The organism is Mobilibacterium timonense (assembly GCF_900155555.1).
GTDB lineage: Bacteria > Bacillota > Clostridia > Peptostreptococcales > Anaerovoracaceae > Allobaileyella > Allobaileyella timonense.
The window spans coordinates 402,239-416,690 of the sequence record NZ_FUHN01000006.1; the positions used below are offsets into that span (position 1 = coordinate 402,239).

At 53.8% G+C, this 14,452-nt stretch carries 7 protein-coding genes; 6 read left to right on the top strand and 1 reads right to left on the bottom strand.

Features of this window, described 5'->3' with window-relative positions; translation table 11 throughout:
- Nucleotides 1–4 precede the first annotated feature (4 nt).
- From BQ7382_RS02720 to BQ7382_RS02730, 3 genes are all read left to right on the top strand, one after another.
- Nucleotides 5–1,687 (top strand): HAMP domain-containing sensor histidine kinase, encoded by a 1,683-nt coding sequence (locus BQ7382_RS02720; protein ID WP_077390594.1) that lies wholly within the window; start codon nt 5–7, stop codon nt 1,685–1,687.
- A 205-nt stretch (nt 1,688–1,892) separates the two neighbouring features.
- Nucleotides 1,893–2,768 carry an alpha/beta hydrolase gene (locus BQ7382_RS02725; protein WP_077390595.1) on the top strand — a complete coding sequence of 292 codons (876 nt, stop codon included), beginning with the start codon at nt 1,893–1,895 and terminating at the stop codon, nt 2,766–2,768.
- Between the two features lie 304 nt (nt 2,769–3,072).
- Entirely contained in the window at nt 3,073–7,380 is a 4,308-nt protein-coding gene (locus tag BQ7382_RS02730; RefSeq protein ID WP_077390596.1) for an EAL domain-containing protein, read from the top strand.
- 955 nt (nt 7,381–8,335) lie between these two features.
- Here the strand turns inward: BQ7382_RS02730 and fba are convergent.
- On the bottom strand, nt 8,336–9,274 hold the full coding sequence (gene fba / locus BQ7382_RS02735; protein WP_077390597.1) for a class II fructose-1,6-bisphosphate aldolase: 939 nt from the start codon (nt 9,272–9,274) through the stop codon (nt 8,336–8,338).
- 249 nt (nt 9,275–9,523) lie between these two features.
- Between fba and BQ7382_RS02740 the strand changes: the two genes are divergently transcribed.
- The 3 genes from BQ7382_RS02740 to BQ7382_RS02750 all read left to right on the top strand — a co-directional run bounded on the left by BQ7382_RS02740 (nt 9,524) and on the right by BQ7382_RS02750 (nt 14,366).
- On the top strand, nt 9,524–11,038 hold the full coding sequence (locus BQ7382_RS02740; protein WP_077390598.1) for a 5-bromo-4-chloroindolyl phosphate hydrolysis family protein: 1,515 nt from the start codon (nt 9,524–9,526) through the stop codon (nt 11,036–11,038).
- 39 nt (nt 11,039–11,077) lie between these two features.
- Nucleotides 11,078–12,334, top strand: coding sequence for a toxic anion resistance protein (locus tag BQ7382_RS02745; protein ID WP_331465908.1), 1,257 nt, complete (start codon nt 11,078–11,080; stop codon nt 12,332–12,334).
- A gap of 784 nt (nt 12,335–13,118) precedes the next feature.
- Nucleotides 13,119–14,366, top strand: a complete 1,248-nt coding sequence (locus BQ7382_RS02750; RefSeq protein WP_077390599.1) for an ATP-binding protein — start codon at nt 13,119–13,121, stop codon at nt 14,364–14,366.
- The last annotated feature ends 86 nt before the right edge of the window (nt 14,367–14,452 follow it).

Genomic DNA, 14,452 nt, shown 5'->3' on the forward strand with positions numbered 1-14,452 from the left:
GCAGATGAGCACGAGTATAGATCAGAAAAAGAGGACGACAGCATGGCTCGTATCCAGCGTCGTCTGTGTGGCGGGATTTTGTGCAGCCCTGTGCTGCGGAGTCTCAGGGTATCTCCTGAGCTGGATGGCAGACTACCAGGGATACGCGGCCCCCATAGCGAAGGCGATCAGAGCCGCCGCGAACAGCTACAACACAGAAGAACACATGAGGCTCATGATACAGCTGGGCATCGTGTTCGGCGTGCTTGCTGCGGCAGGGCTGGTGGTGTCCGTGATCTTTTCAGGAAAAAAAGACGAAAAAGGAGTCCGTCTCGCGCCACTCGACCGGTGCTTCGGTGAGGTCCAGGTATTCGCAGGCATTCTTGCGGGATGCGCGCTTTACCCGGCGGCCATCCTGCTCACGTCGGCCTATGTGGGATCCAGAAAATTCATAACTGGCGGCATTTACCACGATGTGGTCGCGGCCCTTTCAAGAGGTGACAGGACGGAGTACCTGACGGGGTTCTACGAATACAGAAACATCTCAAACCTGCTGTCACCGTGGTTCGCCTTCGTGATCGCCATCATCATGATACTGGCGATCGCGGCCTTCGAGCTCTGGGTGGTACAGAGCATCGCGAGGAAGCTCAAGAACCATTCGTTCTGGGAGAATACCATTATAGGAAAAGTATTCGCCTTCTGTGCCGGGGAGTTCGGCAGGAGCACCAGGCTGCAGCTCAAGGTCATGGCAGTTCTGATAGTCGCCGTTATCGTGTCCGGCTACTGGCTTGGAGCCGTGGCCGTTATCGGGCTGATACTCTGGCAGGTACCTAAGCTCCTCAGGAGGTTTCACGACATCCAGACCGCGACGGCTCAGGCCGCAAGCGGAGACCTGGACGTCTCCGTTCCGAGGAACTACAGCGGAGACGACCTGGACAGACTTTCCGAAGACATCAACGCCATCTCGGGAGCCACCCGCCTGGCAGTTGAAAAAGAGCTGAAGAACCAGAAGATGAAGACAGACCTCATCACCAACGTATCCCACGACCTGAAAACACCTCTCACATCGGTGGTCACCTACGTGGACCTGCTCAAGAAAGAGGGGCTCGACAGCGAAAACGCCCCGGAGTACCTGGAGATAATCGACCAGAAGGCGAACAGGCTCCAGCACCTGACACTGGACCTTTTCGACGCCGCCAAGGCCTCCAGCGGGGACCTGCCGGTGGAGCTCCACAGCGTGGACCTCGTTTCCATGGTGAACCAGGCCGCTGGCGAATTCGATGACGACCTGAAGAAGAGAGATCTCGAGCTGATAATCAACTCTCCGGAAAAAGTCCAGGTAATGGCCGACGGCAGGTATCTGTGGCGAGTCATGGAGAACCTCCTGTCCAACATCCGGAAGTACGCCATGAAGGGCTCCAGAGTCTACATAGATGTTTCCAGCGATGACGAACAAGGCATCGTCTCCGTGAAAAACATGTCTCAGGAAAGGCTCAACATCTCCGCGGATCAGCTCATGGAGCGCTTCACCCGCGGTGACGAATCCAGGACCAGCGAGGGAAGTGGGCTGGGCCTGTCCATTGCAAAGGACCTCACATCCTTGATGGGCGGCCGCCTGAGGATAACGGTGGACGGAGACCTTTTCAAGGCCGAGGTTTCTCTCCCGCTGGATAACAGCAGGAAGGCCGAACCGGCAGAGACGGCCTGATGATCCCGCCGGCCGGGGACCCTTCAGAACGGTGTCCCGGCCGGCGGTTCTTTTTCCGGAAAAACCTTATGATTGCCTTAAGCCTGTTGATATTGACCCGGCAACTCATTATCATTCATTCACAGAGGACGGGCATGAGGTGCCGGGGACAGCAGCGTCACATACACAGGCCGGTTTCAACATATGAGGAAGGACGTTAGAGCAGATGGAGTTTGGAAAGGGAAAAATCATCATATTGGCGGTGATCATTGTGGCCGCGGGTGTTCTGGGGGCCAGGACCGGCTCATCTCTCCAGCCTGTTGAAGACGACGATTACGACCCTGCTGAGTACTTCACGATGGATAATGTACCTACATTTTTCATACACGGCCTGAACAGCAGCTCCGTGGCCATGGACTTCATGGTGAACGAATTCAGGGAATTCGAAGTCACGGAGAACGTGATCTACGCCAACGTCACCCCGGAGGGCAAGGTGTCCCTGGTGGGCAAGGTGGTGAAGGGCGCAGGAAACCCCATCATCGAGATAAACTTCGAGAACAACAGGCAGAGGAACTACCACATCGAGGGCCAGTGGCTCAAGTCGGTGATAGACGCCTACAGAGAGAAAAACCATTTTGACAGATTCAACGTTGTGGCCCACTCCATGGGGAACATGGCCATCTGCTACTACCAGCTGGACTACGGGGACGACCCGGACCAGCCGAAGCTCCACAAGGTGGTGGATATCGCCGGTAATTACGACCGGCTGAACGGCCACTATAAGAAGTGGAAGAACAACAAGCTGGACAAGGACGGAAAGCCGAAGTACACGGACTCCGTGTACAGAGAGCTCCTGGGCCTGAAGACCATGGACGTGTACAAGAATGTGGACGTCCTCAATATCTACGGAGACCTGGAGGACGGAAGCGGCACCGATGGGCGGGTGAGCACCGTCAGCGCGAAGTCATTCAAATACATAATCAAGGACTCCGCCAAGTCCTACAAGGAGATAGAGTTCAAGGGGAAGATGGCCGGCCACAGGATGCTCCACCACAACTACGAGGTGAGCGACGACATCATGGATTTCCTCTGGGCGAAGTAAAAGACGAAGCAAAGTCTGAGCAACGCTGAATGGGCATTGACGCAACATTGATGCAATATTGAAAACAGGTGGACAGTCGATATCCGGGACCGCTGCGTGGTGACGCGCAGTGGCTTTTTTTATGCTTATATAAAACAGATACTGGCCGCAGATACTGCCTCAAAAGGAGAAAAAGGAAAAGTTCCGTCGCGAATTGGCCCGGTCGCGGTAGTATCGTAAATGCGTGAAAGTGGATTTTGTGTTTTATAGTGGTAGAATACTGAAAAATGGCGTTCTAGACGCTGCAGGGGGTATAACAGGGGACATGGATGAGATTTTTTTAGAAAAAGGACCGCTTTCTGAACAATACAGGGATCTGCTGGATCAGATACCTGGAGGGGTCTTCGCCTTTAAGTGGAACGGGGCGGGAGAACCTCTTTTCGTGAACAGCACTATGCTCTCGATACTGGGAGCCGACAGCCTCGACGAGATCAGACAACATGCGGGAGAAGATTTCGACACCATGATCTACGTCGAGGACAGAGAGAAGACCCATGAGCTCTTCAGACATCTGCTCAAGAAAAAAGGAAGATCTGAGAGATTCGAATGCAGGATCTATACGGTCCGCGGAATGGTCAGGCTGGTGAGAGGGTGCATCAAGGTGCACGACACCAGTTCAGGGGAAAAGATCTTCGTTGCGGCAGTCATGGATCTGGGACTTATCAGCACCGGAGGGACCGTCTACGAGATGGACGGCCTTACGGGCCTCATGAAAAGGGAACCATTCCTGTCCTTCATGTACAAGTGCCGGGACGGTATCGTCGAGGGCAGCGGAAAGAAGCTGGTGGTCCTCTATTACGACATAGTCAACTTCCGCTTCATCAACAAATACGACGGCATGTCTGCTGGAGACGAATTTCTGCGGTCGACGGGGCGCATGCTTCAGGAGCTCTTCCCGGAATACGTTGTAGCCCGTTTTTCCGAGGACCACTTTCTGGTGCTCACCGACGGCAAGAATATAAAAGAACGGACAGAGCGTTCAAGAGAACGGATCAAGAGGATGAGCTCAAATGCCATGCTCGACTGTTCTATCGGCGCATGTGCCTGGGACGACCCGGAGCTGGATCCCGGGAGCATATGCAGCAGGGCCAGGCTCGCCTCCGACGACAACCGGGAGAGAGTCGGCACCTTCTTTTCCTTCTACAGCACAGAACTCGGCAACAGGCTGGACCTGTCGGAATACGTTGTGTCTCACATAGATGAGGCCATCATCAAGGGCTGGATCAAGGTATACTACCAGCCTATCGTCAGGGCTATCTCAGGTCAGATCAGCGAAATGGAGGCGCTGGCCAGATGGGACGACCCTGAGAGGGGGTTTCTGGCGCCGATGCAGTTCATCAAGCCTCTGGAAAATTCCAATCAGATATACAAGCTGGACCTCTGCGTGATCGACCAGGTGTGTCGGCGTATCGCCCAGTCGCAGAAGCAGAACAGGCCGGAGATCTCCTTTTCCGTGAACCTGTCGCGTGTGGACTTCAGCTGCTGCGACATGTTCAAAGAGGTGGAAAGGATAGTTCGCCACTACGATATCCCCCGCCGCACACTTCACATCGAAAACACCGAGAGCGCACTGCTGTCCAGTGGCGACGATGTGGTGGAGACCCTTAACAAGTTCAGAAAAGCCGGTTACGAGATCTGGATGGACGATTTCGGTAGCGGTTATTCAAATCTCAACCTTCTTAAAGACTATTCCTTTGATGTACTGAAACTGGACATGGCCTTCCTCAGGTCCGACACGCCACGGGCCAGGAGCATCATAGAGTCTATGATAGCCATGGACAAGAGAATAGGCAACCTCACCATCGCCGAAGGTGTCGAGACGAGAGAGCAGTGGGAGTTCCTCAGAAAAGCGGGATGCGACAAGATGCAGGGATACTACTTCGGAAAGCCCCTGCCTTATGATGAGTCCCTCAGCCACTGCATGGCCTCAGGAATGAGCATTGAATCTTCCAAGTGGAAGAGCTACTACGACTCTCTGCACAAGGTGGACTTCAATGTCGACCTGGCGATGATGCTCGTGGAATACCAGAAGGGTGTCTTTAATGTTCTGTTCATAAATGACCGCTTTGGTGAATTCACCGGCTTCCGAAGCGAAAATATCCTGGAGAGGGTGGAAAATGCCATCAACGACAGGAGTGATCCAGCATGCAGGGAGCTGATCAAGACCGCAGAATATTCTTCCTGGTCCGGAGCTTCGGGGGAATACTTCTACAGCATCAAAGGGCGGGAGCTTAAGTGCAGATACCGCATGCTGTCGAAACGCGGAAAGCGGACTCTTTTCGAAGTGCGGATGACCAGCGTCTCAAACGAACCTGCGCAGGTGGAGGCACAGAACCGGCTGGTGATGGCTCTGCGCCGCTTTTACGATGATATGTATGAAATAGATCCTTCCTCGATGGAGGTGCGGCCGGTTCAAATGCTGGGAACGCGGGGAGATGAGGATTCTGAGGGAAAGTCCTGCGCATTCACAATTGCGATCCACGACTTTGTTCCGGACATCTTTCAGGCTGATCAGGGCAGGTACAAGAAGTTTATCGATCCTGTAACACTGGAAAAGAGGGTGAAGGGGACGAAGGGCGGCGTGCTCAGCGACGTTTTCAGGACGCTGGACGAGAACGGGTGCTTCGTCTGGAAGTATCACAAGATTTTTCAGGCAATAGAGCTGGATCCACCTGTCCTGGTCTACTGTACCCAGATGCTGGATACGGAGGAGGAGATCAGGGAGTTGTCCATGATCCAGAGCGATCCGTACAGGCGCCTGGTATCAGGTGAGGAGGGAGACGTCTCGGAAAAGGAGACCCTCTGGGATGACCTTATGCTCCACATTCCTCTGCCAATCTTCTGGAAGGACCGGAACAGGCGGTTCCTGGGGGCAAGCAAGACTTTCCTGGATTACTACGGCTTCGATTCGATCGGACAGATACTTGGAAAGACCGATGAAGAGGTGCACTGGCATCCTCAGGACGGGCCTTATATCTCCGACGAAGAACAGGTCATGAACGATGCATCCATGCACGTCAACGTTCCCGGAAAAAGCATCGCCAGGGGAGTTGCCCACAACATCATGGCCACGAAATGGCCGGTGTACCGGAAAGGAAAGGTATGCGGTCTCATGGGCTATTTCCTCGATGAGGACATGGTCAGGAAGCTGACCGGAGAAGAGGTGGCTGCAGTCAAGCTGGATCCCGTCACCGGGGTCGAAAGCCTGCCGGCTTTCATGGACGATATTTCCCAGTACACCAGGGATCACCAGATGGGGCGTGGCATGTTCGGCATGATCGTATGCAATATCCCGGGCACCGCCCGGTTTACTAAGGTGTACGGCGAAAAAGCCAGTGAAGATCTGCTGAAGGCCTGCGCAGATGCGGTGGTGTCCGCTGTGGGCAACACGGGAGCCGTTGGCAGGCTAGGCTCTGAGTATCTGGCCGTTCTTTACAAATACGAAAATCCTGACGAGATCAACGAGCTCGCACGTGAGATCAAGCGGAGGCTGGAATCCATACACTCTGTAGATGGAAACAGCTGTACACTGTTCGCAAAGATACAGATCGTGTACGCAGATGTGTCTCTGAAGTTCGAGGACGCCCTCCACAAGATCCTTACAGGAGATACTCAGGAATCGATCGCCCTCAAGCTGGACAGCGGGGATCTCATAAGGAGCCAGACCACCCGCGACTTCCTGAATGAGTTGCCTATGGGGTGTTACATCATCAAGCCGGATCAGGTGATCACCTTCTGGAACCGGAAGGCCGAGGACCTTCTGGGGTATACGGCAGATCAGATGGTGGGCGGAAAATGTTCCACTTCCAGGCTGGAGTGCTGCGACTGCAACGAGAAGCGCGTGCCTCAGCACATGTGCCCGGGCGTCCGGGCTTTTTCCACCGGAGAGACCCAGACCGTGAACGTGGTTTTCCACAAGGCAGATGGAAAAGGTCTCATGGTGAAGAACACCCTCATCCCTATAAGAAATGAAAAAGGCGAGATCACCGAATCCATAGGTGTATTTCTCCCTGCAGGCAAGGGCGACATCGATTTCAACGTCGTCACCGAGATCTACGAAAAGGCCACCATGGATCCTGTCACAGGTCTGCCGGGCAGGCGGTTCATGGAGGCCTGCGTCCAGGATTCACTGGAGCTGTACAGGAGAAACGGAGTGAAGTTCGCCGTATTCTTCGCCGATGTGGACAACCTCCACGATATAAACAACACTTATGGTCACGAGACCGGAGACAAGATACTCCGCATTCTGGGAGACGAGATGCGCAAGCAGGGCCGGAGGACTGAGCGCCTCTGCCGGTGGGGCGGGGACGAATTCGTAGCGGTGATCCACATCAACGATCCCCGCGACATCATCGGAGCCTCCCGCCGACTGGCCGCAGTGGCTGGAAACATCGAGACAGAGTGCGACGGCAGGCGGGTGTCCGTCAGTATTTCAGTCGGCATCACCGCCGTCCGCCCGGACGACGACGGAAAAAAGATCGTTGACCGCGCGGACCGCTACATGTACCTGGCAAAAAAACTCCCGGATAAGAATATCGTCACAGACTTCAACGTGGACGACCTGGGTGACTGAACTGGTGATGGCGCGCCAATGACAAGCACAGTTTCTAAAATTAGCTGCGAATTTTTATGCAAAATTTTAATTCCATATAACATGCCCTTTTTCGGCGTTTCCCCTGGAACTTTTTTCTGCGATCTGGGGCGCTGACGGAGCAATGAATAGAAAAGGCATTTTTATTCTGCCTTCAAGCGAGTAACGGTCTCACCAAGTCAAAGTATTGGGTCTCACTGCTATAGCCTTAAGACTCATGAAGATTGCTCCTGTGACCATCTGGCTATTTCCAGCCATCAGTTCGACAATTGTATTGCCATGTTCTTTTTTTCAGGTCTTTGGTCGGTAGCTTTTCCAGGGGAAACGCCGAAAATCAGCGTTTCCCCTGGAAAAGCTTCATCTCACAAAAGCGGTATCCACAATTTCGTCCGAAATTGTGGATGGTCTTATGTGATTTTTTGCATAAATATATAATGGTCACAACTGGGATCTGAAAAATCAGCTATTCGAGTGTCATGAGACCCGAAATCTCTGTGAGACCCGGAACTCCGTAGCCCTGTGAGACCCAGAGCCCCAACGCCCTGTGAGACCCGGAGCCCCAGCGCCTTGTAAGACGGGATCCCAGCGCCCTGGAGTATGTCAGGCGGAAGCGACCTGCACCGCTTGGCCAGGTCGCAACCTTCAAACACAAAAAGAGGCTCGCTCTCGCGCGAGCTCCCTTTTTTTACTAGTCAAACACGCACCGCGCCTCTTGGAAACGCGCACCGCGCTTCTTGGAAACGCGCAACGCGCCTCTTGGAAACGCGCAACGCGCCTCTTGGAAACGCGCATCGCGCCTCTTGGAAACGCGCATCGCGCCCCGCCATCTCGGCCATGCGATGACGAATGGTGATCTTGCCTTTTGATCTCGGATCCGTCCGACCGTTCAATCAGACGTACAGACGTACGGTGAGTTCCGGCGCTCTGGTCATGCATCCTATGCCTTACCCTGGCACCCCAGCACGTCCGTGATCTTGTGGGCTACGATCGCCTTGATGTTGGCTCTGCCCACCTTCAGGTAAGCGCGAGGGTCGAACACCGACGGATCTTCTGTGAGCGCCTGTCTCACGCCGGCCGTCATCCCGAGGCGCAGGTCGGAGTCGATGTTGATCTTGCACACGGCAGATCTTGCAGCTTCCCTCAGCTGATCCTCAGGAACACCGATGGCATCCTTCAGGGCGCCGCCGTTGCTGTTGATGACGTTCACGTATTCCTGCGGAACGGAAGAAGCGCCGTGGAGAACGATAGGGAATCCAGGGAGCCTCTTTTCCACCTCGTGCAGGATGTCGAAGCGCAGGTGTGGATCCGTGCCCGGCTTGAACTTGTAGGCGCCGTGGCTCGTTCCGATGGCGATGGCCAGGGAGTCGACGCCGGTCCTGCCAACGAACTCCTCCACATCGTCAGGGTTCGTATAGGAAGAGTCCTCTGCTTTTACATGCACTTCGTCCTCGATGCCCGCCAGAGTACCCAGCTCGGCCTCGACCACAACGCCGTGAGCGTGAGCGTATTCCACCACCTGCTTTGTAATGGCGATGTTTTCCTCAAAAGGCTTACCCGACGCGTCGATCATCACGGACGTGAAGCCGTTGTCGATACAGTCCTTGCAGATCTCGAAGCTGCTGCCGTGATCCAGGTGCAGCGCTATCGGCAGCTCCGGATACATCTCCACGGCCGCCTCGACGAGCTTTACGAGATATATGGAATTGGCGTATTTCCTGGCACCGGCGGAAGCCTGGAGGATCAGAGGAGCCTTCAGCTCGGCCGCCGCCTCGGTGATGCCCTGGACGATCTCCATGTTGTTCACGTTGAAAGCGCCGATGGCATATCCGCCTTCGTAAGCCTTTTTAAACATGTCGGTGGTAGTGACAAGTGACATATTTGAACTCTCCTTTCTTCTGCCCCGGAGGGCATCAAACAGGTACTGCGTGAGTTGATTCGTGATCAGCGGACGCCCGGCCACCGCGGGCGGACGTCCCACCCGATTATAACACACCCCGCAGGATCATCACATAAGATTTACTTTCCTTCAGATAAGTGAGTTTACAGGGTTTTGCGGGGGCTATATAATGAAAATACATTTTGGCCGGCGGCCCCGTTGTCGCCGGCGGTGTTGCGGGGAAAAGATATGAATGAAGATAAAAATATAAACGGTTACCCGAAGGCCGGCGGGGAGAGCGACGAGGAGCTCTTCGCCACCCAGGTGTCCAGGGCGGTCTCCAGCCAGGACTACTCCGGCCTTTCGGACAGCATACAGCAGGAGATGGACACCTTTACAAGGTCCCTGAACCAGCAGGTCGGGGCCATCAACATGGATCTTCGCGTGAAAAACGAGATCATCCCTGCGGATCAGAGCGGCAATGCCTCAGACGCCTCGGACGCCCAGCGGGCCGCCGCTTCAGATGCGGAAAAAGCAGACGCCGCTCCGCGCAGTTCTGCGGCTGATGCCCAGGCCGCGTCAGACGCCCAGCGGGCCACTACTCAGAGTGCGAACTCTCAGGGAGCTGCGACTAAGGCGGCAAACGAACAGAATGCCACAGCGCATTCTGCGTCGGCCGCCCATAAATCAAGCCGTGAAACGCACCAATCAGATCGCGCATCTCGTGCGGAGGAGCGCGCATCCCGACAGGAAGCCCGCACCAGACGCCAGGAGAACCGCTCGAATCGCAAGACGGGCCGCGACCCGCGCCCGGCCTCCGGAAACAGACAGGCGGCGCCTTTCCTTTTACACAAGCCGAGTAAGGTCTTCCACCACGGCAGGCTTTGGGCAAGCGGCATAGTCGGAGCGAGCATGCTGTCTGAGATTGGAGACGAGCCGGATGACGCGATCTTCGGCATGGTCGTGTTCGCATTCTGCCTGTTCGTCTTCGTGCGGACCATCATGAACAACGGCCTGATCAAGAGGTTTTACCTCTACAGCGACGTCATCGGGAACAGAGACCACATCACCACCCGGAAGCTGGCCGCCGCACTGGGTACCAGCAATGAAAAGGTCCTGAAGGATCTGAGAAAATTCAAGAACAAGGGCTGGCTCCCTCAGGGCGTCATCGACGAGGCCGGGAAAAACCTCCTCCTCACGGACGAGGCCGTTCTCGCATACGAGGACGCGGTGGCCAGGAGGAACGACCTGGACGCCAGGACCGAGAAGGCCATGACCGACCTGGACTCCGACGGGATCTCCCCGGAGGTGAGGTCGATGCTCGAGGAGGGTCAGAAGTTCGTAAGGGATATCCGCCGGGCAAACGACGAGATACCGGACGAAAACATGAGCGCAAAGCTCTACGCCCTGGAAGACATAGTGGCCAGGATCTTCGACCACGTGAAGAAGCACCCGGAGAACGCCGGCGAGCTCAGCCGCTTCATGGCCTACTACGTTCCGACCACCCGGAAGCTGATGAACGCCTACGTGGAGCTGGACAGGCAGCCTGACGTGGGCAGCAACATCACGGACACCAGGAAGCAGATCGAGGACGCCATGGACACCGTGATACAGGCCTGCCAGTCCCTGCTGAACACCATGTTCCAGGACGTGGCTGCAGACATAGCGACAGACATTTCAGTCCTGAAGTCCATGGCCTCCCGTGACGGCCTGACCAAGGGAGAAGGAGATGCGGAGGGAGAGACCGGCCCTCTGAAATTCTAGGAAACTGCAAGAACTTCAGTAAGACAGGAGGAGTTACCAATGGCAGAAGATTTCAACGGCGTTTCGGCCGCAGAGATGGACGAGGAAAAAAAGGCTTTTCAGGATGCGCCGGCCCCGGCTCTCAGCTTCGATGAGGATGTGGCGGGGGATCCCGCTCCGGACATGGCTTCAATAAACCAGGCCAGCGGTCTGAATCCACTGGCCGAGATGGGCGTGTCTTCTCAGAAGAAGGAGGACCCGGTCGAGAGGCTGGAGGACTCCCTGAGCCAGGAGGAGAGGGCGCAGGTGGATGCCTTCGTGGAAAAGATCGACCTCAGCAACTCCCAGGCCGTGCTCAACTACGGCTCTGCTACGCAGAAGAAGATGGCTTCTTTTTCCGAGAGCGCTCTGGCGAACGTGAGATCCAAGGACATGGACGAGATCGGCGACATGATCAACACCCTGGTCCTGGACCTCAAAAACTTCGACGCGGACGCTGAGGACGGCGGGATAAAGGGCTTTTTCCGGAAAAAGAAAAACAAGCTCGAGATGATGAAGGCCCGTTACAGCAAGATCGAGACCAACGTCAATCAGATCCAGAAGGAGCTTGAGAACCGCCAGGTGCAGCTCATGAAGGACTCGGCCGTGCTGGACAGGATGTACAAGGTGAATTTTTCGTATTTCAAGGAGCTCACCATGTACATCGCCGCCGGCAGGAAAAAGCTTGAGAGCGTGAGGACCGGCGAGCTCGCCCGCCTCCAGGCGGTTGCAAACCAGACGGGCAGACCGGAGGACGCCCAGGCCGCGAAGGACCTGGCAGACAGGTGCGAGTCTTTTGACAAAAAGCTCCACGACCTGGAGCTCACCAGGACGATCTCCCTGCAGACCGCCCCGCAGATCAGGATGGTCCAGGCTTCCGACAACGTGATGGCCGAGAAGATCCAGTCTACCATCGTAAATACCATCCCGCTCTGGAAAAACCAGATGGTCATCGCCCTCGGAGTCCAGCACTCCATGGAGGCCGCCAAGGCCCAGCGCGAGGTCACCGACATGACCAACGAGCTCCTCAGGAAAAACGCCGACTCCCTCAAGTCCGCCACCGTCGAGACCGCCCGGGAGTCCGAACGTGGGATCGTGGAGATCGACACCCTCAAGCACACCAACGAGGCCCTGATCTCAACCCTGGACGAAGTCATCGCCATCCAGAAAGAGGGCCGGGAAAAGAGGGCGGCCGCAGAAGCCGAGCTCGGCGGCATAGAAGAACAGCTCAAGGCAAAGCTCATAGAAGTTTCCATGAGCCAGAACGCCCGGCAATAGCGGGATCACAGGGCTCAGGCTCAAAAAAACCAGACTCACAGCAATCGCAAAACTCACAAATCCTGAATTATCGACTTAAATTCAACCGCAAATTCAATCGTAAAAATTTACGACCGAATTTGCGGTTGGTTTTAATTGGGAGGAAACCATGGAGCAGTACCGGGCGTTGAATCCGATAACGGTACTGCTTTCATTTAGGCCTATAAGCAGTAGAGAATAGTAAATCTGATGAAAGTACTGCCGGCTTATGCTTCAGTGAGCAGTACTGGATGGAAATCTGATAAAAATACTGCTCGTTTTGAGGCCAATGAGCAGTAGAGTAGGAAGAATCCATTGTTAGTACTGCTCGATAGTGTGGCCATGAGCAGTACTGGATGGAAAATCAGTTGAAACTACTGCTCGTTTTGAGACCAATGAGCAGTAGAGTAGGAAGAATCTATTGTTAGTACTGCTCGATAGCGTGGCCATGAGCAGTACAAAATGGAAAATCCACTGTTAGTACTGCTGAAATCGGGCTCCGAAAGCAGTAGAAAAAAGGATTTCCATAAAGAGTACTGCTAATGAGGTTTCCTTTCTTCAAACTGTTAATTGATCTAGGCTCAAAAAATTCAATTGTCCAGATCAGTTAGTGTAGTTATTCACAGATTCAATCTATTAGCAATCGCAAATGATGGATATCCAGAAAAATAAACATTATTTCAGTCGTAAATTCAATCGTAAAATTTTACGATTGAATTTAAAGCCATGTTAAAATAAAATGTAGCTGGGATCATGGAGGTAAGACATGAAAGAAACGAGGCGATTGGAGTTCAAATCAGAAATATCTAATACGTTCCTGAAAACAGTCAGCGCATTCGCAAACTATGACGGTGGCCGGATCTTTTTCGGATACTATGACAATGGAAAGGCTGTCGGGCTTGAAGATCCTGAGCAAGCATGTCTCAACATCGAGAATAAGATAAATGATTCCATCCGGCCTCAGCCGGACTACGAGCTGGCGATCCAGGAGTCCAGTCGAACGGTTGTCCTTACCGTAGAAGGTGGACTGAATAAACCTTACACATACAGGTCAAAGGCCTACAGGCGAAACGATACCGCAACCATTGAAGTGGATGAGCTGGAGCTGGCGAGGCTCGTGCTGCAGGGAAAAAACGTCGACTACGAAGAACTGCCGGCAGAAGATCAGGAGCTGACTTTTTCTTTTCTCGAAAAGAAAGCGAAGGAGGAGATAGGCATCGAGTCGTTGAACAGAGACGTCCTGAAGACGCTTGATCTGTACAGTGATGCTCAAGGATACAATCGGGCAGCAGAGCTCCTGGCTGACAAAAACGATTATCCAGGAATAGACATAGCCAGATTCGGTGCTGATATCAATACGATCCTGAAAAGAAAAACGATACAACACCAGTCAATCTTGAACGAACTGGAAAAGACGATCTCGATATTCCGGGATTACTATCAGTACGAGGAGATAAAAGGCAGTTACAGAGAAAATGTTGAATTGATACCGGAGACCGCATTCAGGGAAGCGGTGGCAAATGCATTGATGCACAGGGCTTGGGATGTAAATGCACAGATCCGTGTCCTGATGTTTGACGACAGGATCGAAGTCACGTCGCCCGGAGGACTTCCAGTGGGACTTTCGGAAGAAGAATATCTGAAAGGCAATGTTTCGGTGCTTGGAAATCCGATCCTGGGAAACATCTTCTACAGGCTACACCTGGTCGAGATCCTCGGCACAGGCATCCGGAGGATCAGGGAGTCATATCGCGACAGCGCAAATAATCCGGAGTTCGAAGTCTCAGAAAATTCAATAAAAGTGACGCTTCCGGTGATGAACGTTCTGAAGCTCTCCGAAGATGAAGAGCTGGTATACAAGGCCCTGAGCAAAACAATGCCGCGATCCTCAGGCGAGATAACAGAAGCAGTGCCGTTCGGAAAATCAAAGACCACAACGATACTGAAAAAACTGGTCAAAAACAACTACGTCACAGTAGTTGGGAGAGGAAGAGGAACAAAATACAAACTGTAACAAAAAATCAATGAAAATATTGGCGATTCAATAGTAACGAATTGATGAAAAAAATTATGCTAGTTCGATATTTGATAGTACAATCA